This window comes from Micromonospora sp. SL4-19, assembly GCF_047921475.1.
Classification (GTDB): domain Bacteria; phylum Actinomycetota; class Actinomycetes; order Mycobacteriales; family Micromonosporaceae; genus Micromonospora.
Genome location: NZ_JBLROB010000004.1, coordinates 255,635 through 277,397, shown reverse-complemented (window position 1 = coordinate 277,397; position 21,763 = coordinate 255,635). Strand labels below are relative to the sequence as shown.

General features: G+C 74.4%; 15 protein-coding genes and 2 pseudogenes. 6 read left to right on the top strand and 11 right to left on the bottom strand.

Features of this window, described 5'->3' with window-relative positions:
- Positions 1–131: 131 nt before the first annotated feature.
- The 6 genes and pseudogenes from ACNAVT_RS09070 to lysX form a co-directional block, all read right to left on the bottom strand.
- Positions 132–419, bottom strand: a pseudogene (locus ACNAVT_RS09070) (carbohydrate-binding protein); the annotation flags it as partial.
- Complete coding sequence (locus tag ACNAVT_RS09065; protein ID WP_416294605.1) at positions 338–1,663, bottom strand: RNA-guided endonuclease InsQ/TnpB family protein; 1,326 nt, start codon at positions 1,661–1,663, stop codon at positions 338–340. The pseudogene ACNAVT_RS09070 and the gene ACNAVT_RS09065, both read right to left, overlap by 82 nt.
- Before the next feature lie 48 nt (positions 1,664–1,711).
- A pseudogene (locus ACNAVT_RS09060) lies at positions 1,712–2,116 on the bottom strand (1,3-beta-glucanase); the annotation flags it as partial.
- Positions 2,117–2,119: 3 nt separating this feature from the next.
- Positions 2,120–2,857: a YidC/Oxa1 family membrane protein insertase gene (locus ACNAVT_RS09055; RefSeq protein ID WP_416294604.1), complete on the bottom strand. Its 738-nt coding sequence runs from the start codon at positions 2,855–2,857 to the stop codon at positions 2,120–2,122.
- 95 nt (positions 2,858–2,952) lie between these two features.
- Entirely contained in the window at positions 2,953–3,243 is a 291-nt protein-coding gene (locus ACNAVT_RS09050; RefSeq protein ID WP_416294602.1) for a DUF6412 domain-containing protein, read from the bottom strand.
- A gap of 141 nt (positions 3,244–3,384) precedes the next feature.
- Complete coding sequence (gene lysX, locus ACNAVT_RS09045; RefSeq protein ID WP_416294723.1) at positions 3,385–6,648, bottom strand: bifunctional lysylphosphatidylglycerol synthetase/lysine--tRNA ligase LysX; 3,264 nt, start codon at positions 6,646–6,648, stop codon at positions 3,385–3,387.
- A 311-nt stretch (positions 6,649–6,959) separates the two neighbouring features.
- On the opposite strand from lysX, the gene ACNAVT_RS09040 reads away from it, so the two are divergent.
- The 3 genes from ACNAVT_RS09040 to ACNAVT_RS09030 all read left to right on the top strand — a co-directional run bounded on the left by ACNAVT_RS09040 (position 6,960) and on the right by ACNAVT_RS09030 (position 11,106).
- The gene (locus ACNAVT_RS09040) at positions 6,960–8,108 is read left to right on the top strand and encodes a carboxylate-amine ligase (RefSeq protein WP_416294601.1); all 1,149 of its coding nucleotides are present in this window, start codon (positions 6,960–6,962) and stop codon (positions 8,106–8,108) included.
- Between the two features lie 57 nt (positions 8,109–8,165).
- On the top strand, positions 8,166–9,545 hold the full coding sequence (locus ACNAVT_RS09035; protein WP_416294599.1) for an FAD-dependent oxidoreductase: 1,380 nt from the start codon (positions 8,166–8,168) through the stop codon (positions 9,543–9,545).
- 142 nt (positions 9,546–9,687) lie between these two features.
- Positions 9,688–11,106: a WGR domain-containing protein gene (locus ACNAVT_RS09030; RefSeq protein WP_416294721.1), complete on the top strand. Its 1,419-nt coding sequence runs from the start codon at positions 9,688–9,690 to the stop codon at positions 11,104–11,106.
- Between the two features lie 38 nt (positions 11,107–11,144).
- Here the strand turns inward: ACNAVT_RS09030 and ACNAVT_RS09025 are convergent, their stop codons facing one another.
- On the bottom strand, positions 11,145–11,954 hold the full coding sequence (locus ACNAVT_RS09025; protein WP_416294597.1) for an Fpg/Nei family DNA glycosylase: 810 nt from the start codon (positions 11,952–11,954) through the stop codon (positions 11,145–11,147).
- Positions 11,955–12,112: 158 nt separating this feature from the next.
- Here ACNAVT_RS09025 and ACNAVT_RS09020 point away from each other — a divergent pair, with 158 nt between their 5' ends.
- The 3 genes from ACNAVT_RS09020 to rocD all read left to right on the top strand — a co-directional run bounded on the left by ACNAVT_RS09020 (position 12,113) and on the right by rocD (position 15,188).
- Positions 12,113–12,853 (top strand): thrombospondin, encoded by a 741-nt coding sequence (locus tag ACNAVT_RS09020; protein ID WP_416294595.1) that lies wholly within the window; start codon positions 12,113–12,115, stop codon positions 12,851–12,853.
- A 305-nt stretch (positions 12,854–13,158) separates the two neighbouring features.
- A complete protein-coding gene (gene ddaH / locus ACNAVT_RS09015) occupies positions 13,159–13,974 on the top strand; it encodes a dimethylargininase (RefSeq protein WP_416294719.1) in 816 nt (271 codons plus the stop codon).
- Positions 13,974–15,188 (top strand): ornithine--oxo-acid transaminase, encoded by a 1,215-nt coding sequence (gene rocD / locus ACNAVT_RS09010; protein ID WP_416294717.1) that lies wholly within the window; start codon positions 13,974–13,976, stop codon positions 15,186–15,188. Before ddaH ends, rocD begins: the two co-directional genes overlap by 1 nt.
- Positions 15,189–15,248: 60 nt before the next feature.
- Here rocD and ACNAVT_RS09005 read toward each other — a convergent pair whose 3' ends face one another.
- From ACNAVT_RS09005 to cutA, 4 genes are all read right to left on the bottom strand, one after another.
- Entirely contained in the window at positions 15,249–16,397 is a 1,149-nt protein-coding gene (locus ACNAVT_RS09005) for an FHA domain-containing protein (RefSeq protein WP_416294593.1), read from the bottom strand.
- 169 nt (positions 16,398–16,566) lie between these two features.
- Entirely contained in the window at positions 16,567–17,619 is a 1,053-nt protein-coding gene (locus ACNAVT_RS09000; protein WP_416294591.1) for a fatty acid desaturase family protein, read from the bottom strand.
- Between the two features lie 122 nt (positions 17,620–17,741).
- The gene (locus ACNAVT_RS08995) at positions 17,742–21,368 is read right to left on the bottom strand and encodes an SCO7613 C-terminal domain-containing membrane protein (protein WP_416294589.1); all 3,627 of its coding nucleotides are present in this window, start codon (positions 21,366–21,368) and stop codon (positions 17,742–17,744) included.
- 48 nt (positions 21,369–21,416) lie between these two features.
- Positions 21,417–21,737: a divalent-cation tolerance protein CutA gene (cutA, locus tag ACNAVT_RS08990; RefSeq protein ID WP_416294588.1), complete on the bottom strand. Its 321-nt coding sequence runs from the start codon at positions 21,735–21,737 to the stop codon at positions 21,417–21,419.
- Positions 21,738–21,763 lie beyond the last annotated feature (26 nt).

The following is a 21,763-nucleotide window of genomic DNA, read 5'->3' as shown; positions in this document are numbered from 1 at the left end:
CGCGAGGCATTCACAACCGTCGACGTCAGCCTATTATTAGGACTGTTAACTGTTTCTGTCCAGAGGGGCCAGAGCGCCAGAGGGGCCCCTTCCTGCGCACCAGGCGTCAGGAAGGAGCCCCTGCTTTCGGATCAGCGGCGGAAGGTGAACCAGTTGACGTTGACGAAGTCGGCGCCCTGGCCGCTGGTGAAGGTCAGATAGACGGTGTGCCGGCCGGTCACCGGGGTGACGTTGCCCGGCACCGAGCGCCAGCTCTGCCAGCCGCCGGTGTTGGCGACCGCGAAGCTGCCGATCGGCGGGTTGCCCGGGCTGTCCAGCCGGACCTCGACCAGCCCGCTCACCCCGCCCGGTGCGCCGGAGGCGACCCGGGCCACGAAGTCCCGCGCCGGGCTCCCGAATTCCACGTTGTCTTGACGTTCTCCCTGCCCTGAAGGACGGGGATTCCCTCCGCGCTGCGTGCGGAACAGCGCGCAGCGCCCGAGCGGATTCCTGCTTCACGGCGCTGCGCCGGCACGGGTGCCGGTCTTACCTGCGCTCCACAGGCGTTTAGTCTCTCGGCGCGTCCCGCCGCGAGCACGTTGATGGCCGCGTTGATGTCCCGGTCATGGACCGCCCCGCACGGGCAGGTCCACGACCGGACGTTCAGCGGTTTGGGTCCGTCGATACGGCCGCAGGCCGAGCAGGTCTGTGACGTCGGAGCGAACCGGTTGATCTTCGCGAAGGTGCGCCCGTACCGGGCGGCCTTGTACTCCAGCATGGCGGTGAAGCTGGCCCACCCGGCGTCGTGGACGCTCTTGGCGAGCCTTGTGCGGCCGAGACCGGTCACGCGCAGGTCCTCGACGTACACCGCTTGGTTGTCGCGGATGATCGTCGTGGACAGCTTGTGCTGCCAGTCCCGCCGGGTGTCGGCGACCCGGGCGTGCACCCGGGCGACCTTGACGACGGCTTTCTTGCGGTTGTTCGATCCCGTGGTCTTGCGGGACAGGTCCTGCTGCAGCCGCTTGAGCTTGCGGGCGGTGCGGCGCAGGAACTTCGGTGCCGCGATCTTCCTGCCGTCCGACAGCACGGCGAAGTGGGTCAGCCCCAGGTCGATGCCCACCTCGGCGTCGACCGCAGGCAGCGGCTCGTTCGCAGTGGCCACGACGAACGAGGCGAAACACCTGCCGGCCGCGTCCTTAATGATCGTGACTGAGGTGGGGTCCGCCGGCAGCGCCCGCGACCACCGCACCGACAGGTCGCCGATCTTCGGCAGGCGCAGCCGGCCGTTGTCGAGCATCTTGAACCGGGCGTTGGAGGTGAACCGGATCGCCTGCCGGTTGTCTTTGCGCGACCGGAATCGCGGCGGCGCGACCTTGCGGCCCTTGCGCTTGCCGGTGACCGAGGCGAAGAAGTTGCGGTACGCGGTATTCAGGTCCGCCAGGGCCTGCTGCAACACGACCGAGGAGACCTCGCCCAGCCATGCGCGTTCGGGCGTCTTCTTCGCCTCAGTGATCACTCGCTTGGACAGCTCGCCGTCCGAGATGTACGGCATCCCGGACTCGCGCGCCGCCTGGCGTGCGCGCAGCCCGTCGTTGAACACGACCCGCGCGCACCCGAACGCCCGCGCCAGCGCTTCCTGCTGGCCAGGCGTCGGGTAGACGCGGTAGCTGTACCGGAGCTGCACATCGGACAGCCTAGCGTTGGTCTATGACCGATTCTCTGGATGTTCGCACCAGTAGCCGGCCGCCTGCGCGCCGGTGACGTTCGGCATCTGGATACGCCCCTCCAGCGCGAGGACTCCCACGGCCGGCGGCTTGAAGTCGGTGCGGCGGGTCTCGATCCGGGCCGAGGTCCACCGGCCGGCGCCGTCCTTCACCGGAGGGATCCGCAGGTTGCCGGCGCCGTCCTGGCTGAGGTTGGCGGTGCTCGAGGTGTACGTCTGGATCTCACCGGTGCCCCAGTTGGCCGGTCCACCCGGATAGCTGGTGCCGGTGTCGATGATCCAGTTGGCGGACGAGGGCAGGGTGCCGGCCGTGCCGGTGAAAGTCGTCGCTCCACACCAGACATCGGAATGCCTCTCTGCGGGGACGGGCAAGAGAGCGCTCTCTGAGGCGATTTGTACGCCCCGCCCCCGCACTTGTCAACGTTCGTCGATGTCCACCGCCGGCGGCCGACGCAGTACGGCCTGCTCCAGGGCGGTCCACGCGGTGGTGGTGACCAGATAGAGCACCGCCGCCAGCGGCACCACCAGCGCCACCAGCACCGTCGTGTACGGCAGCAGCGGCATCAGCCGACCCAGAATGGCCGCGCCCGGGCCCTCGGTGGGCGTACCGGCGCCCGGGGCTGCGGCCGCCCGGCGGGCCCGCCGCGACGACCACCAGGCCACCGCCAGCAGGGCCGCCAGCAGCACCCCGAAGACCGCCACCACCGGACCGGCGAGCCCGTCCCCGAGGTGCCAGCCCAGGGGCACTCCGGCCAGCCGCCCGTCGAGCAGCCCGTTACTCCCGTCGCCGGTGGCGAAGACGCGGTACATGACCAGGAAGAACGGCGCCTGCAACAGCGCCGGGAGGCAGCCCGCGACCGGGCTGGCTCCGGCCCGCCGGTAGAGCGTGAGAAGTTCGCTCTGCAGACGAGCGGGATCGTCGGCGTACCGCCGCTGGAGGTCGCGGACCTCGGGGGCGAGCGCCGCCCGGCGCCGCTCCCCGCGGACCTGGGCCAGGGTGAGCGGCGAGATCAGCAGCCGCACCCCGACGGTGAACAGGACGATCGCGGCGGCCGTGGCGAGCCCGCCGGTCAGTGGAGCCAGCGTGCCGGCGAGCCAGGTGACGACGGTGGCGGCGGCGGAGGCCGCGGTGTGCAGTGGTGCGAAGGCGAGCATGGGGAACCCCTCGGTCCGATTCCGGATGCCCCGACGGGACGACGCGTCCCGGCGGGACGGATGACGACGGAACCGGCCGCGTGGCGACGCGGGCGCTACGCGGCCGAGGGGCGTCGGCCGGGAGCACGCGGGCGGGGCCGACCGGGGGCGTCGGGATCGACCTGCCGGGGCACCCGGCGACGCCGGGCCCGCTCCCGCAGCGTGACGGGGCGCCATCCGGAACGGGCCGCGCCGGGGATCGCGCGCGACCTGAGCGCGAGCAACGTGGCCAGCAGCAGCGCGGCGGCGACCGCCGCGCCCGCGAGCAGCCCCGCCGGGCGGTCGGCCGCGAGCAACGTGAGCGCGTACGCCCATGCCCCCGCCACCGCCACCATCAACCCCGGCACACCGACCAGGTTAGAACCCGGAGTCACGCCTGGACGGCGGCGATCATCGCAGCCGCCGGGCCGCCGATGCGGCGGTGTCCGACCGGCCGCGACCCCGCCGGGCCGGCGTCACGCGCACCCGGCCCGAGCGGGCCGGCCGGCTCAGGACGATTCGCGGACCAGCGGAAACGGCAGGGTCTCCCGGATCGACCGGCCGGTCAGCAGCATCAGCAGCCGGTCCACGCCGAGCCCGAGGCCGCCGGTGGGCGGCATCGCGTACTCCAGCGCGGTGAGGAAATCCTCGTCCAACTCCATCGCATCCGGGTCGCCGCCGGCCGCCCTCAGCGACTGCTCGGTGAGCCGGCGCCGCTGCTCGGTCGGGTCGATCAGCTCGGTGTACGCGGTGCCCAGCTCCATCCTGAACGCCACCAGGTCCCACCGCTCGGCCAGCCGTGGGTCGCGCCGGTGCTGGCGGGTCAGCGGGGACACCTCGGTCGGGAAGTCCAGGTAGAACGTGGGCTGCTCGGTACGCGCCTCGACCAGCCGCTCGTACAGCTCCAGCAGCACCGCGCCGCGCTCCCAGCGTGGGTCGTACGGCACCCCGACGGTGTCGCAGAGCTTGTGCAGGATGGTCAGCCCGGTGTCGGCGGTGATCTCGTCGCCCACCGCAGCGGAGATCGCCTCGTTGACCGTCCGTACCGGCCACTCGCCGCCGATGTCGACCAGTTCGCCGCCGGGCCGGCGGGCCACCGGCGCGCCGTGCACCGCCACCGCCGCCGCCACGATCAGCTCCCGGGCCAGCCTCCGCATGTCGTGGTAGTCGGCGTAGGCCTGGTAGGCCTCCAGCACGGTGAACTCCGGATTGTGGCTGTGGTCGACGCCCTCGTTGCGGAACGCGCGGCCCAGCTCGTACACCCGCTCGACCCCGCCCACGGCGAGCCGCTTCAGAAACAGCTCAGGTGCGATCCGCAGGCTGAGCCGCAGGTCGTACGCGTTGCTGTGGGTGACGAACGGGCGGGCGTTGGCCCCACCGTGCACCCGTTGGAGGATCGGCGTCTCCACCTCCAGGAAGCCCTGCCCGACCAGTACGGAGCGCAGGCTGTGCAGGGCCGCGCCCCGCGCCCGCAGCAGCTCCCGGGCGTCGGCGTTGATGGCCAGGTCCAGGTAGCGCTGCCGGACCCGGGCCTCCGGGTCGGCCAGCCCGTGGTGCTTGTCCGGCAGCGGGCGCAGGCACTTGGCGGTGAGCCGCCAGTCGGCGACCCGGACCGACATCTCGCCGTGCTTCGTGGCGTACACCTCGCCGGTGGCGCCGACGTGGTCGCCGATGTCGACGGTGGCCCGCCAGCGGTCCAGGTCGTGCTCCAGCATCAGCTGCAGGTCGCCGCTGCCGTCGCGGACGGTCGCGAACACCACCCGGCCGTGGTCGCGGACCAGCAGCACCCGGCCGGCCACCGCCACCGTCTCCCCCGTCCCGGTGTCCGGGGCGAGCCCGGCGTGCCGATCCCGCACCGCCGCGCAGCTCTCGGTGCGCGGATAGCCCACCGGGTACGGGTCGACGCCCGCGGCGCGGAGCCGGTCGAGCTTGGCCAGGCGCACCCGGATCTGCTCCGGCCGCTGGGGCGGGGCCGGCTCCGGCGGGACCGCCCGGACCGTCGCGGCGGCGGGCGGCACGAAGCGCACGCCGCCACCGGCCGACGGCACCCCGGACGACGGTTTGGGCCGGCCACCGGGCAGGGCGAGGAAGCCTTCGGCGACCGCCCCCGCGATGCCCACCCGGGGCAGCTCGCGGCGCTCGGCGAAGCAGAGGTAGCGCGGCGTCCAGTGCGGCTGGTACTTGGCGTTGGACAGGTAGAGCGACTCGAGCTGCCACCAGCGCGAGAAGAACAGCAGGGTGTGCCGCCAGAGCTGGATGACCGGGCCGGCGCCGATCCGCGCGCCCTCCTCGAAGACCGAGCGGAACACCGCGAAGTTCAGCGACACCCGTTCGACGCCCAGCCGGGGGGCGGCGCCCAGCAGCGTGGCCACCATGAACTCGATGACCCCGTTGTCGGCGGCCCGGTCGCGGCGCATCAGGTCCAGCGACAGCCCTCTGGCGCCCCAGGGGCTCAGCGACAGCAACGCCCGCACCCGGCCGTCGGCGTCCCGGGCGTCGACCAGCACGCAGTCGCCGTCGGCCGGGTCGCCGAACCGGCCGAGCGCCATCGAGAAGCCCCGCTCCTCCTCGGTGTCCCGCCAGGCGCTGGCCAGCTTGGCCAGCTCGGACAGCTCCGCCGGCGGGATCTCGGCGTGCCGTCGTACCCGGGCGGTGTAGCCGGCACGTTCCACCCGGTGCACCGCCTGGCGTACCGGCCGCATGTCCCGGCCGTCCAGGTCGAACTCGCGGGTCAGCAGGATCGCCTCGTCGCCCAGGTGCAGCACCTTCAACCCGTACCGTTGATAGGCCCTGGCCCCGGCCTCGCTGGCGCCCATCACCGCCGCGATCCAGGCGTACGCGCGGGCCTGCCCGAGCCACGCCTCGATGGCCGGGCCCCACGCCTCCGGGTCGCCGATCGGGTCGCCGCTGGCCAGGCTGACCCCGTTGACCACCCGGTAGGTGAGCGCCGCCTTGCCGCTGGGCGAGAAGACGACCGCCTTGTCCCGCCGGGTGGCGAAGTAGCCGAGCGAGTCCCGCTCGCCGTACCGGGCGAGCAGCTCGCGGATCCGCTGCTCCTCCGCGGGGTGCAGCACGGCGTTCGCGCGCTGCGAGCGGAGCAGGGTGAACAGGCCGGTGACGAAGGCGATCGCACCGAAGGCACCGAGCAGCAGGTTGACCCAGCCGGGCGCCTGGCCCCGGCGGGTCACGTCCAGCGTGATCGCGCCACCGAACACCTTCTCGGCGGCGTACCCGAGCTTGTCCGACCAGGTGTGCAGGTTGCCCGGCTCGACCAGGAGCAGCAGATAGCCGAGCCCGACGGAGACCGCCGCCAGGCCGAGGAAGACGCCGAACGCCCGCCAGGTGCTGCCGCTGCGTACCCGGGCGAAGAACTCCCGGCGGGCGGCGAGCAGCAGGGCCAGCGCGGTGGCGGTGAAGGCGATGCCGACCCACACCCCGACCGTCTCCAGGGTGCTGAACAGCCGGTGCCCGGCGGCGGCGTTGAGCCGGTTGACGCCGACCACCAGCAGCAGCACCCCGGCCAGCGCACTGACCGCCAGGGTGAGGCTGAAGTACGCGACCAGCACCCAGTACGCGAGCTGCTTGCGGCGCAGCACCGCCGAGGCCAGGGTGCCGAGGAAGACGGCGTACGCCAGGTTGGCCGGGGCGGGCACCAGCAGGGCGTCGATCGCGGTGCGGACCGGCTGGATGCCGGTGCGGAAGGCGCTGCTCAACGCGGCGAGCGCGCAGATCACCGCGACGGCCCAGAGGAAGGTGGCGAACCCGCGCGGCACCTGCCGTCGCCAGTCCCGGTCGGCACGCCGGGCCTCGGTCACCGTCCGCGACGTGCTGCTCGGGGTCAACGCGGCCTCCCTCGCTGCCGGCGGCGACGCACTGGGCGTCGGCCGGCCCCATCGTAGGCACGCCACCTGCGCCCCGGCCCGCTTCCCCGGCCCCGACGCGCGTCGCCCGGTCCGTCGCCCCGCTTTCCCGGAGAGGTGTGGCCAGTCTGGCGACACGCTGGGGCGTTTCCGGGCGGGGAGGGGGTGGGTAGCAAGGACGCCGACGGGGCGGCGCCGGTGCCGTGGCCGATACGGAGCGGACGGTGGTGGCGATGAGTGGATCGGTGGCGGTAGGAGAACAGGACACCGCCCCGGCTGGCACCGACCTGCTCTCGGTCGGCGTCGAGGAGGAGTTCCTGCTCGTCGACCCGCACACCGGGGCCGCCGTGCCCGCCGTCGAACTGGTGCTGGAGCAGGTGCCGGCCGAGCTGCGCGGCCAGGTGGAACGGGAGTTCCAGACCAGCCAGATCGAGATCGCCAGCCCGCCCGGGCTGGAACTGTCCTCCATCCGGCACTCGCTGGGCGTGCTCCGGTCCGCGCTGGCCGACGCCGCCGAGCGGGCCGGCGTACGGCTGCTGGCCATCGGCACCGGGCCGGTGGACGGACCCGTGCCGCCGGTGGTGGACAAGCCCCGCTTCGACCGGATGGTCGAGCGGTTCCGGCTGCTGGTGCCCGGGCCCGGCAACAACGGAATGCACGTGCACGTCGGCATCCCCGACCCGGAGGTCGGGGTGCAGGTGCTCAACCACGTCCGCCCCTGGCTGCCGATCCTGCACGCGGTGACCGCCAACTCCCCGTTCGCCGAGGGCGCGGACACCGGGTACGCGAGCTGGCGCTCGATCGAGTGGGAACGCTGGCCGTCGGTGGCGCCCACCCCGTACCTGGACTCGTACGAACACTACGAACGGTTGATCCGGCAGCTCATCGCCAGCGGCGTGATGCTCGACGAGGGAATGCTCTACTGGTACGCCCGGCTGTCCGCGACGTACCCGACCGTGGAGATCCGGATCGGGGACGTCTGCCCGTCGGTGGACGACGCGGTGCTGGTCGCCGCCCTGGTCCGGGCTCTGGTGGCCACCGCTATGACGGAGATCGCCGAGGGGCGGCCGGCCATCCGCACGGACCACCACCTGCTGGTCGCGGCGCACTGGCGGGCGGCCCACGACGGGCTGGAGGGCGAGGGCGTCGACCTGACCGACGGGGAGCTGCGCCCGGCCTGGGAGCTGCTGGACCGGCTGGTCGACCGGGTCCGCCCCGAGCTGGAGCGGCACGGCGACCTCGACCAGGTGACCGACCTGCTGGGTGGGCTGCTCCGGCACGGCAGCGGCGCGGCGCGGCAGCGGGCGGTGTTCGCGCGTAGCGGCCGGCTGGTCGACGTGGTGGCGGACGTGGCCCGGCAGACCCGGGGGTGACCCCGGAGACCACGCGGAGCGGCCCGCCGTCCATTTCCGCATGACAGGATGGGTCTCGTGGCGGAGCGGCTGATCGTCGTCGGCGGGGACGCGGCCGGGATGGCGGCAGCGTCCCAGGCCCGGCGCCGCCGCGACCCGGCCGATCTGGAGATCGTCGCCTTCGAGCGGGGCCACTTCACCTCGTACTCCGCCTGCGGCATCCCGTACTGGATCAGCGGGGTGCTGCCCGAGCGGGACCAGCTCATCGCCCGCGACCCGGCCACCTTCCGGGAGAAGTTCGACATCGACGTACGGCTGCGGCACGAGGTCACCGCCATCGACCTGGACCGCCGCGAGGTGCTCGTCCGCGACCTGGCGGGCGGCGCCGAGGTCCGCGCGGGCTTCGACACCCTCGTGTACGCCACCGGTGCCACGCCGGTGCGGCCCGGCTGGGCCAGCGGCGGCGTCGCCGGGGTGTTCGGCGTGCAGACCCTCGACGACGGAATGGCGCTGCTGAACTGGCTGGAACGCGAGCCCCGGCCCCGCCGCGCGGTGGTGGTCGGCGGCGGCTACATCGGCGTGGAGATGGCCGAGGCGCTGCTCCAGCGCGGGCTCTCGGTCGACCTGCTCGAGCAGGCCGACCAGCCGATGTCCACGGTGGATCCGGACATGGCCGAGCTGGTCTCCGACGCCATGCGCAAGATCGGCATCGGGATCCGTACCGGCCTGACGGTCACCGGCCTGCAGGAGCGGGACGGCCGGATCGCCACGGTGGTCACCACGGAGGGGCCGGTCCCCGCCGACGTCGTGGTGCTGGGTCTCGGGGTACGCCCGAACACCGCCCTCGCCGAGGCCGCCGGCCTGCCCCTGGGCCCCACCGGCGGGGTCCGCACCGACCGCCGGATGCGGGTGCCCGGGGTGCCCGGGGTCTGGGCGGCCGGCGACTGCGTGGAGACCCTGCACCGGGTCAGCGGGATGCCGGTGCACATCCCGCTGGGCACCCACGCCAACAAGCAGGGCCGGGTGGCCGGCATCAACATCGGTGGCGGGTACGCGACCTTCCCCGGGGTGATCGGCACGGCGGTGACCAAGGTCTGCGACCTGGAGGTGGGGCGGACCGGCCTGCGGGAGCGGGACGCCACCGAAGCCGGCTTCGAGTTCATCACGGTGATGGCCGAGTCGACGAGCCGGGCCGGCTACTACCCGGGCGCCCGCCCGATGACGGTCAAGCTGATCGCCGAGCGGCCCGACGGCCGGCTGCTCGGGGCGCAGATCGTCGGCTGGTCCGAGGCGGCCAAACGGATCGACGCGCTGGCCGTGGCGTTGTGGAACGACATGACGGTGGACGAGATGACCTCGCTGGACCTCGGCTACGCCCCGCCGTTCGCCCCGGTCTGGGACCCGGTGCTGATCGCCGCCCGCAAGGCCGTCGACACCCTCACCCGCTCCCGCCGGTAGGAGCCGCTGTCGGCTCTCGGGTGCGGTTGTCGTCGCCGGAGCGACAAGAAGCGCACCCGGAGTTCTTGTCGGGGGGCGCGGTTAGCGTGTGCGCGCTGTCGCGGTGCCGATCTCCGGCACCTTCCCCCTCGGAGGCATCCCCATGTCGCAGGAGACGACCTACCTCGAACTGTCCGAAGTGGACGGCGCGCACAAGTTCTACGAGGTCGTGGTGGAGGACACCGCGATGACCGTGCGCTACGGCCGGATCGGCGACCAGGGCCAGGCGAAGACGACCAGCTATCCGGACAACGCCCGCGCCCGGGCCGCCGCCGCCAAGAAGATCGGCGAGAAGGTCCGCAAGGGGTACGCCCCGGCGATACGCGGCGTACGCCAGAAGCGGTCGGTGTCCCGCCGGCAGATCGTCAGCACCCGCTCCACCGCCCGCACCGCCCCGGTCCTCTGGCGATACGACTCGGGCGCGCCCGCGTTCGGCATCTTCATCGACGGGCAGACCTGCATGGTCGGCAACGAGCACGGAGTGATCACCACCCTCGGCCACGACGCCCGGGTGCTCAACCAGGTCCGGCTCCCCGACGGGGTGAAGTGCATCGTCGCCGACGACGCCTGGATCTACGCCGGCTGCGACGACGGCAACGTCTACGACCTCTCCGGCAAGATCCCCCGGGTGGCGTACGCGATCGCCCCCGACATCGACATCTACTGGCTGGACATCCACGACGGGGTGCTGGGCGTCTCCGACCGCGAGGGCGGCATCGCCGCGATCGACCACGAGGACGAGTTCCTCTGGCGCCGGCCGGGGCGGGGCCGGTCCGCCTGGATGGTGCGTTGCGATACCGACGCGCTCTACCACGGCCACTCCCAGGGGGTCACCGGTTACGACTGGCGTAGCGGGCGGGAGCTGTGGCACACCCGGACCGGGGCGGTGCTCTTCGGCTGGCAGGAGCGGGACACCGTGTTCGCCGGCACCGGCACCCGGGAGGTGGTGCGGCTTCGCAAGGATGGGCGGGCCGAGCAGACGTACCGCTGCGACGCCGCGGCCTTCTCCTGCGCCACGGCCGAGGACGGCCGGCACGTCTTCGCCGGGGACAGCGCGTCCTCGATCTACTGCTTCGACGCGGCCGGCAACCGGCGGTGGAAGCTCGGCACCGGCTGCGGCTCGGCGTACTCGATGCAGTACCACGACGAGCGGCTCTACGTGGTCACCACCAGCGGCCACCTGGCCTGCATCGACGCCAGCGAGCCGGCGATCCGGGCCGCCGAGGCTGGCAGCGTGCCGGAGGTGGTGGACGTCAAGGCCCCGGCCCGGCTTCCCGAGCCGGCCGCCTGGACCTCGGTGGAGGTCACCACCGATGATCGGGCCGGCGTGATGGTGCAGTGCGTCGAGGAAAGTGGCCGGCTGCGCATCCACGTGCTCTCCGACGGCTACCGCCGGGACTGGTCGGTGCAGTTCCCCAAGGGCATCCGGGAGCCCGGCGCCCGCTACCTGGTCACCGAGGTCCGGGAGGCCGGCCGGGGCGGCTTCTACCGGGCGTACGGCGACATCCGCCGGCTGCGCTGACCGGAACCGGTTCTCCGCGGCAGCGCCGGCAGGGACCCTTACCGCCCCTGGCAGGTGGGGCACCAGTAGAGGTTGCGGCCGGAGAGGGTGCCGCGGCTGATCTCGGCGCGGCAGACGTGGCAGGGGGCGCCGGGGCGGCGGTAGACGTACACCTCGCCGCCGTGCCGGTCGACCCTGGGCGCGCGACCCATCACCTCCGGCAGGTGGGCCTCCCGCACGGTGTCGATCCGGCCGCGACCCACGGCGAGGGTCATCAGGTCGACCAGGTCCGCCCAGAGTTCCATCCAGCCGGCCGGGGTGAGGTTCCGGCCGGGCCGGGTGGGCGGCAACCCGGCCCGGAACAGCGCCTCCGTCACGAAGATCAGGCCGGTGCCGGCCACCACCGACTGGTCCAGCAGCAGCGCCGCCAGCGGCGTGGAGCTGCGGCGGATCCGTGCGTACGCCCGGTCCGGATCGGCGTCGGCGCGCAGCGGGTCCGGGCCGAGCCGGTCGCGCAGCGCCGCCACCTCGGGCGGGGTGAGCAGCTCGCAGGCGGTCGGGCCGCGCAGGTCGAGCCAGTGCCGGTCACTCGTGAGCCGGAGCCGGACCTGCCCGATCGGGGGCGGCGGCTCGCCGGACCCGTCGGCGAACTTGCCGTACAGCCCGAGATGCACGTGCAGGGTCAGCTGGCCGGCGTAGTGGTGCAGCAGGTGCTTGCCGTAGGCCTCGGTGCCGTCGAGGACGGTGCCGGTGAGCCGGGCCGCACCCTCGGCGAAGCGGCCCTGCGGGCTGGTGGCGTGCACCTTGTCGCCGGCGAACAGCTCGGCGTGCCGGGCCGCCAGGCGGTGAATCGTGTGTCCCTCTGGCACGCGGCAACGGTAGCCGGGTGGCCCGGTCAGCGCCGACGAGGAGTCCGCGCGATCCGTCGACGGGTGTCGTTTCCTCGACCACGGGGTACCTCACCGTCAATGCGTGTGCGGCCAGTGCCCCGCCAGGGCCGTCGCGCCGGAGATCAGGAGGTATCGACATGAAGATTTTGTCCCGCCGGAACGGCCCGGCGAGAACTCAGGACGTGAACGGCGACGGGATCGTCGACGGCCGTGACCGGGACTCCGTCGCGGACCGGGTGGACGACCGATCGGTGGCCACCGACCGCGACCGGGAGCGGACGACGTACCGCAGCGGCGCCACCGACACCGACGGCGAGCCGCTGACCGACGCGGAGCGGCACGCGGCGGAGCGGCACGCGGCGGACCGGGCCGCGACGGCGCGGGCCGCCGCCGCCGGCCGGCCGCTCGGCGCGGAAACCCGCGACACCCGCGCGCCGATCGATCCGGACCCGGACCTGGAGCGCACCGCCGACCTGGACCGGGACGGCCGGCCGGACCGGCCGCTGGACCGCGCCGACGTCGACGGCCGGACCGCCCCGACGGCCCCCGGCCCGAAGCCCCGGGCCAGCCTGCTGGCCACCCTCGGCCTGATCGTGTCGGTGGCCGGCGCGCTGTTCGTGCTGACCGGCACCCTCGCCGGGTACGGCATCGGGCTCGGCGCGGCCGGCGCGGTGCTCGCCGTGCTCGGCCTGATCGCCACCCGCCGCCGGCACGTGGCCGGCAAGACCGACGCCCTGATCGGCATCCTGGTCGGTCTCGGCGCGGTGGTGCTCGGCATCATGGCGATGACCGGCCAGTTCGACTGGCCGAACACCGACGGCGAGTGGGTGGGCCGGTTCCGGGACTGGCTCGACGCACAGTTCGCCGGTCGATTCTGACAACCCTGTCCCGCTTGCCGGCGCAGTGCCGGCACGCCCGGTCGGCACTGCCGGTTCACCGGCCGGGCAGCACCTCGGTCGGGGGCGGCGGTCCGCCGCCCCCTCGGCGTTCCTCCCGGCGACCTCTGTCCGCGTCGACGCAACGATCCGTTGGTTAGTCGGACCCAGACGCAACGATCAGACGCTGAACGCAACTTCTTGCGGTGGATGTCGTCGGCCCCCGCCGCATACCGTTGGACCCACGGCGCCAGCCCGTGGGCCGACGGTGGCCGGGCGCGCCCGACCCCTGGGAGCACGACATGACGATGGACGCCATCCGCCAGCGCTTTCTGATGTGCCGGCCGACGTACTTCGCCGTCGACTACGCGATCAACCCGTGGATGGACCCCACCGCGCCGGTGGACGCCGACCTGGCGATCCGGCAGTGGGAGCAGCTCCGCCAGACGTACGTCGACCTGGGACACGAGGTCGAGCTGATCGACCCGGTCGCCGGCCTGCCGGACATGGTCTTCGCCGCGAACGGCGGCACGGTGATCGACGGCAAGGCGATGGCGGTGCAGTTCCGCGACCCGCAGCGCGCGGACGAGGCCCCCGCCTACCGCGCCTGGTTCGAGGCCGCCGGGTTCGAGATGTACGACCCGAAGCACGTCAACGAGGGCGAGGGCGATGTCCTGCTGGCCGGCGACCACCTGCTCGCCGGCACCGGGTTCCGCACCGCGCACGCCTCGCACGCGCAGTTGCAGGAGGTCTTCGGCTACCCGGTGACCACCATGCAGTTGGTGGACCCGCGCTTCTACCACCTGGACACCGCGCTCACCGTGCTCGACGAGCGGACCGTGGCGTACCTGCCGGAGGCGTTCTCGCCGGGCAGCCGGGCGGTGCTGCGCCGGCTCTTCCCGGACGCGATCCACGCCACCATGGCCGACGCCGAGGTGCTGGGGCTGAACGCGGTCAGCGACGGGCGGCACGTGGTGCTGCCCGCCCAGGCCACCGACCTCGCCGCCAAGCTGCGCGACCGGGGCTACGAGACCATCGGGATCGACCTGTCCGAGCTGCGCAAGGCCGGCGGCGGACCGAAGTGCTGCACGTTGCGACTCCGTCAGGGAAAGGCAGTCAAGTGATCATCGACGACATGCTGCGGACGCCGTCCGCCGTACAGGACGCGGAGCGCCACACGGCGCACAACTACCACCCGCTGCCCGTGGTGATCTCGTCCGCTGAGGGCTCCTGGCTGACCGACGTCGACGGCCGTCGCTACCTGGACTGCCTGGCCGGCTACTCGGCGCTTAACTTCGGCCACCGGCACCCGAAGCTGATCGAGGCCGCGCACGCGCAGCTCGACCGGCTCACCCTGACCAGCCGCGCGTTCATCCACGACCAGTTCGCCGACTTCTGCCGCGAGCTGGCCGAGCTGTGCGGCAAGGAGCTGGTGCTGCCGATGAACACCGGCGCCGAGGCGGTGGAGACCGGCATCAAGGTCGCCCGCAAGTGGGGCTACCAGGTCAAGGGCGTCGCCCCGGGCCAGGCGAACATCGTGGTCGCCGAGGGGAACTTCCACGGCCGGACCACCACCATCGTCAGCTTCTCCACCGACGAGGACGCCCGCGCGGACTTCGGGCCGTACACCCCGGGCTTCACGGTCGTCCCGTACGGCGACCTGGCGGCGCTCACCGCCGCGATCGACGAGAACACCGTCGCGGTGCTGCTGGAGCCGATCCAGGGCGAGCAGGGCGTCGTGGTGCCCCCGGAGGGCTACCTGCCGGGCGTACGCCGGGTCTGCACCGACCGGAACGTCCTCTTCATCGCCGACGAGATCCAGTCCGGCCTCGGGCGGACCGGCGCGACGTTCGCCTGTGACCACGACGGTGTCGTGCCGGACATGTACCTGCTGGGCAAGGCGCTCGGCGGCGGCATCGTGCCGGTCTCCGCGGTGGCCGCGAACGCCGACGTGCTCGGCGTGCTCAAGCCCGGCCAGCACGGCTCGACCTTCGGCGGCAACCCGCTGGCCTGCGCCGTCGCCACCGAGGTGGTCCGGCTGCTGGCCACCGGCGAATTCCAGCGGCGCTCGGCCGAGCTGGGCGAGCGGCTGCACGCCGGCCTGCGCGGCCTGGTCGGCAAGGGCCTGGTCGCCGTCCGGGGCCGCGGCCTCTGGGCCGGCCTGGACATCGACCCGGCGCTGATGACCGGCCGGGAGGCCTGCGAGCGGCTGATGGAGCGGGGCGTCCTGGCCAAGGACACCCACGGCTCGACCATCCGCCTCGCCCCGCCGCTGGTGATCACCGAGGAGGAGATCGACCACGCGGTGGCCCAGCTCGCCGCCGTGCTGGAGGCCTGACCCCCGTACGCGAAAAGGGCGCCGGGACCGCGACGGTCCCGGCGCCCTTCGTCGTCGGCCTCAGGGACGCGGCAGCCGCATCGCCATGGTGGGGGCCTCGGCCATCACCGAGGTGGGGCTGAACTTGGCGTCGCTGGCCAGCGCGTCGGCGCGGCCGACCTGCACGCCCGGGTAGAGCTCGATGATGTCGCCCTCGGCCAGCACCCGGGACTGCTGCGGGGCCAGCGCGATCCGGTCCGGCTCGGCCATCGAGCCGCCCGGACGCACGCCCGAGCCGTTGGTGCTGGTATCAGTGACGACAACCTCGCCGACGCGCAGCTCGAACCGGACGTGGCTGCGGCTGATCCAGCGCCGTGCCTCGTCGTTGAGCCACTGGCCGAGCACGACTCCGCCGACGGAGTCCGGTGCCCGCCCGACCAGCACCGGCTGGCTCTCGGTGAGCACGAACCGCCGCCGCACCAGCCCGCCGATCCGCACCGCCAGCACCTCCGTACGCGGCCGCGGTCCGGCGTCACCCAGCCGGGCACCGTGCCGGGGGCAGGTCGGTACGCCGTTGCGCAGGGCGGGTGGCGGCTGTCCCGCCGGGGCGCGATCCACCCGGGCGAGGTCGGCGAAGGCGCCGCCGCCCCCGCCGCCGCCGAAGAGTGCGCACCCGGGCTCGGGGCAGCGCCACTGCCGGGCCAGCAGTTTTCCGCCGGCCGGTGACCGGCTGCCGGAGGCCGGGCTCTGCCCGCCGCCGACGTGCGCGATGAACACCGGGCCACCGGCGCCGGGCACCGGTGCGAGCACCCGCCCGGCCTGGCCGAGCCACGGGTAGCGGCCGTTCAGCCCGTCGAAGCGGACCCGGCTGAGCACCGGCAGCCCGAGCAGGTCCGCCACCTCCAGCATCCGGTCGCCGGGGTGGTCCAGCACCTCGACCAGGCCGTCGTCGGCCCAGCGCCGGACCACCATCCGCTCGTTGGAGGTCAGGTCCGCGTCGGAGAGCAGGGCCCGGTGCACGATCGCGTAGACCGGGACGCTGTCCTCCTCCAGCTGCCGGGAGAGCGCGTCGATCACCATGCCCAGCCGTAGCAGGCTCGCCGGCCGGCCGCCGTCCAGGTCCTGCCAGCGGATCACCTCGGCCAGGTCCACCACGGCGCGGGCCAACGACGGGTCGGTGCAGACCCGCCCCTCGATGGCGTCCAGCACCTTGCTGATCTCGAATCTCATGCCGCGCTCCGGACGATGTCGTCGGTCCGCCGGGTAGGGGCCCGCCCGCCCGGCTCGTTCCGCACCGCTGCCGCGGTGCGCACCCCTGTCATGGCCCGACCCTACCGGCAGCGCCGATCGGGGCCGGTCCACGCTCGCCGGAAATCGACCCCCGTCGGTCTGTGCCGGCTCACCCCGCCCGCAGCGGGCGGCCGACCTCGTGCAGGTGGGTCAGGGCCTGCCGGTACGACTCGATCAGCCCGGTCTCCACGTACGGAATGCCCTGCTCGGCGCAGTACGCCCGGACGATCGGCCGGGCCCGCCGCAGGTTGGCCCGGGGCATGTTCGGGAAGAGGTGGTGCTCGATCTGGTAGTTGAGCGCACCCAGCGCCACGTCCACGAACCGGCCGCCCCGCACGTTGCGCGAGGTGAGCACCTGCTTACGCAGGAAGTCGAGGTCGTCTTCGGCGGTGGGCATCGGCATGCCCTTGTGGTTCGGGGCGAACGCGCAGCCCATGTAGAGCCCCCAGAGCCCCTGGTGCACCGCGACGAAGAGCAGCGCCTTGCCGGGCGACATCACCGCGAACAGCAGGCCGAGATAGCCGACGGCGTGCGCGACGAGCAGCAGGCCCTCGACCGCGCGGTGCCGCACCGGGGTGCGCCACCGGCCGTCCGGCTCCCGGCCGACCAGCGCCTGGACGCTCGCCACGTGCAGCGCCAGCCCTTCGAGCAGGAGCAGCGGGAAGAACAGCCACGCCTGCCGCCGGGCGAGCCGCCGGCCCAGCCCACGGGTCGCCGCCGCCTGCTCGTACGACCACACCAGCGCGCCCGCCCCGACGTCCGGATCCTCGTCCGTGTGGTTCGGGTTGGCGTGGTGGCGGTTGTGCTTGTCCACCCACCAGCCGTAGCTCAGCCCGACCGCGAGGTTGCCGGCGATCAGGCCGGCGAACTCGCTCGGGCCGCGCCGGCGGAACATCTGCCGGTGGCCGGCGTCGTGCCCGAGAAACGCCACCTGGGTGGTGGCCACCGCCATTCCGACCGCCAGCAGCGCCTGCGCCCAGGAGTCACCGACCGTGACCACCAGGACCCAGCCGGCCAGGAAGGCGCCCAGGGTGAGCACGATCCGGACCGCGTACCAGCCCGGTCGCCGGTCGAACAGACCCGCCGCGGCAACCTGGCGGGACAGCCGCGCGTAGTCGCTGCCCCGCCGGTTCGGTGGTGCCGTCAGCGTCGATGAGGTCATGCCGATACCCGTCCCCTCGGTCGGTGCGTCACGCCGGCGGCGCGACTCTCCGTAACCAAGCATGCCTTGATCGACTTCGCTCAGTAATCCTGCCAACCCCCCAGCCGCAGGTGGTGTTATCCCTACCGCAGCCGGCCCACCGCGGCCCGCAGCCGGGCCAGGTCACGCCGGCGCCGCTCGTAGGTGGCGGCGAGGGTGATCAGCGCCAGGCCGCCCAGGCCCAGGTAGATCCACCGGGGCAACAGGTCCCAGCCCCGGGCCAGCTCGTGTAGCGCCAGCGGGACCAGGGTGACCGCGCCGAGCACGACGGGTGCCTGCCAGCGCCGGGCCGCCCCGCCGAGCACCGCGCCGAGCGCCACGGCCCCGAGCGCCAGCCGGCGCCACGGCTGCGCGTCCGGCGCCACCAGCACCGACACCAGGCTGGGCAGCAACGCCGCGGCGAGCCCCGGCCCGAGCGCCAGCCAGCTGTTCAGGCCGGACCGGGTCCGCAGCGCCACCAGGCCCGCGCCGAGGGCGAGCGCCGCCGCCGGCACGGTGTACGCCTCCAGCACCACCACCCCACCGCCGGCCAGCAGCAGCCAGCCGCCGAGCAGTGCGCTGCCGCCGGCCACGCCGGCCAGGACCCACCGCCGGGTCCACGGTTCGCCCCCGCGCACCACTCGCACCGCCACGACCGCGCCCCACAGCGCGCAGACCGCCGCCGCGTGCCGCAACGCGCCGCCGGTGAGCAGCAGCGCCAGCACGGCGACCGCCTGCGCCGCCGCCTCCAGCGCCACCGCACGGGTTGCTCGGGCGCGCAACAGCGGCACGCCGTGCAGCGCCAGCACCGCCACGGCCAGCACCGCGAAGGCGGCGGTACGCAGCGGCAGCCCGCCGGCCAACGACGCGGTCACCGCGAAGCCGGTGGCCGCGGCGACCGCCGCCAGCCAACCGGCGAGCCGGGCGTCGGCGTGCCGCCCGGCCGCCCCGACCACGACCGCCGCGACGACCACCGCGCCCAGCCCGGCGAGCGTCCCGGCCCGGGTGGCGAGCAGCCCGCCCAGCCCGGCGACGCCCAGCACCAGCCCGAGCGGCAGGGTGACCGCCAGCGGCGGACGCGGGGCGAGCGCGGCCACCAGCAGCGCGGCCAGCCCGCTCCCGAACGCCACCACGGGCACCACCGGCCAGGGTGCGCCGGCCGCCGCCAGCAGCACCGGCGCGGCGATCGCGCCGAACGGGAGCGCGGCCAGCGCGGGAAGCCGCCAGCTCGGCGCATCCGACGCCACGCCGCGACCTGGAGCCGTCGCGACCCGGGCGTACGCCGCGGCGGCGGCCCCGAGCAGCAGCAGCCCCGACCCGGCACGGGCCGCGCCCGACGCCGGCGCCACGACCGGCACCCCGGACCAGGCCGGTACGGGCAGCTCCAGCAGCACCCGCAGGGCCGCCGGAGCGGCGGTGAGCAACGCCAGTCCGGCCAGCCCGGCGCCGACCACCCGCAGCGCGCCGTCCGGCCGGGCAACCCAACTGGAGGCGAGGGCCAGCAGCACACCCGCCGCGGCGTAGACCGCCACCGGCTCGGCGACGGACACCACCAGCGGCGCGACGCCGACCGGAGCGAGCGCGACGGCGAACCCGGTCGAGGCGTACCGGTGCAGGTCGGGCCAGCGTCGACGGACGGCGTGGACGGCGACCACCAGCACCGCGACGGCAGCGGCCGCACCACGCAGTCGCCACCAGGGCGGCGCGCCGAAGCCGATCAGCGCGACCACCACCCCCGCCGGTACGGCGAGCAGCGCCACGCCCAGCGCGACGCCCGCGACGCCCGGCTGCGCGCCCTCGCCCCGGCGGCCCCACGCCGCGACGGCCGGGCCGACGAGGGCGAGCACCGCGAGTGCGCCTCCCGCCCCGGCCGGCTCGGCGCAGCCGACCAGCAGTGCGTGGCCGGCGAGCACCGCCGCGGCCAGGGCGGGAACCAGCACGGTCGCGCGCCGCCGACGCGGCCGGAGCACGGCGCCGAGCGACAGCGCGGTGGCCGCGACCAGGTCGACCGCCAGCACCAACGGCCACGGGGTCGCCGTGGCGGCCGGCGCGGCCAGCACGGCCAGCGCCCCACCGATCGCCCCGACCACCGGCCGGACGGCCCGGGGCACCAGCAGCGCCACCGCCCCGGCCGTGAGCAGCACGGCAACCGGGAGCTGCCAACCCCAGGACGGGGCCGGAACCGGCCTCGCGCCCTGCCACGCCGGGAGCGCGGAGAGCGCGGTGGCACCGGCGACGACCACCGTGAGGGTCGCGGCCACCAGGCCCAGCCCGGCCACCACCACGAACGCGCCCACCCGCGGCCCGGTGCGCAGCCGCTCCGGCAGCGCACGCACCGCGCCCGCCGACCCGGCCACCACCAGCCCGGCCGCCACCAACAGCAGCCCCGGCCGCAGCGCGGCGACCGGCCGGATCAGCGCGATGGCCAGCACCGGCACCAGCAGCCCGGCGGTGACCATCCGGTACGCGCGGCCGCCGGCCGCCAGCGCCCCGGCGAACAGGGCCAGCGCCACCGCCAGCAGCGGACCACCGGCCAGCAGCGGGGTGCCGGCCGCCCGCCCGAGCACGAGCGGCACCAGCGCGCAGCCCGCCGCGACCGCGAGCGCGACGCCGTGCCCGATCCAGCCGAGCACCAGCCCGGCGAACACCGGGCCGGCCGGGGCGGGCCGCGGCACGGCGACCGGCCCCCCACCGGCCGCCGTTCCCCCGCTCCCCGCCGCCGGCCCGGGGTGGACCGGCCCCCCACCGGCCACCCCGCCCCGGCCGGGTTCCCCGCCGACGACCGGCGGTGCGGCCCCGGCCCAGCCCTCGTCGTCCACCCCAGGCGGAACGAGCGGAGGCCGGACCGGACCGTCGCCGGCCGGCACCGGCAGGACCCGGTTCCGCAGGACGACCACCACCACGAGGTCGCCCAGCGCCAGGCCGGTGAAAACCAGCGCCCAGCCGGCGGCCGACGGTTCGGCCGCAGCCGCGGCCAGCGGCAGCACGGGTTGCGCGGTCAGCAGCGCCGCGAACCACGGCACGGTGAGCCGGCTGAGCCGCCCGTACCCGGCCGCGACCGCCGCGCCGATCCCCCCGACCAGCGCGGCGTACCGGCTCCCCGGCCAGCCGGCCACCCCGAACAGATCCACCGACCAGACGGCGTACCCGTCGAGGAGCACCAGCAACAGCCCCACCGCGGCGATCGTCTCGGCGGTGCCGCGCAGCCCGCGCCGGTGCGCCACCAGCGGCACGGCGAGGGCGAGCGCGGTGAGGCCGAGCAGGATCAGGGCCCGCCCGCCGACCCCGAAGGCGGCCCAGGCGACCGCGGTGAAGACCACCGCCGCGGTGCCGAGCAGCAGTCCGCCGAGCACGAAGAGGAGGCCCTGCACGGTCCGCGTCGAGGTCTCCGCGCCGCCGGGCGGCACCGCGGCGGCCGGCACCGGGCGTGCCGGCGGCACCGACCCGACCGGGCCCGGCGGCGGCATCGACCCCGGGCGCGGCAGCGGGAAGTCCAGTCGGATCCGCGTGGCCAGCTCCGCCCGACGCTGCCGGGCCGCGCCGAGCCGGGCCGCCAGCTCCCGGTACGCGGCCAGGGCGTGCTCGACCTGCGGCGACAGCGTGACGATCTCCCGGTCCAACCGGATCACCTCGGCGGCCGGCGGGTACGGCGGGCGGCCGCAGCCGGGGCAACCGGAGGCCAGATCGGCGGGGGCGCCGCAGCCGGGGCAGGGGTAGCCGCTGTTCTCCACCCGGCCATCATGGTGACCGGGGGCAAGGGTGGCCCAGAGTAGGCGTACCTAGGGACGGGTGTGTTCGTGCACCCAGGCCGCGTAGTCGGGGTTGCCGCTCTCCACCCGGGTCACCAGGATCTCCGGCACCTCGTACGGGTGGTTGGCGCGGACCTGGTCGACCAGGGCGTCCAGGCGGTCCGGCGCGGTCTTGAACTGCACGGACCATTCGGCCGTGGTCTGGATCGCAGACTGCCACCAGTAGGTGCTGTCCAGCTGACCACCGACCTGGGCGCACGCCGCCACACGTCCGGCGACGGCCGCGGCCGCCAGCACGTCCGCGACCCGCCGGGCGTCCACCACCGTCGTCACCACGCAGATCTGCTCCACGAAGGCACGATACGTGGGGTTCCTGC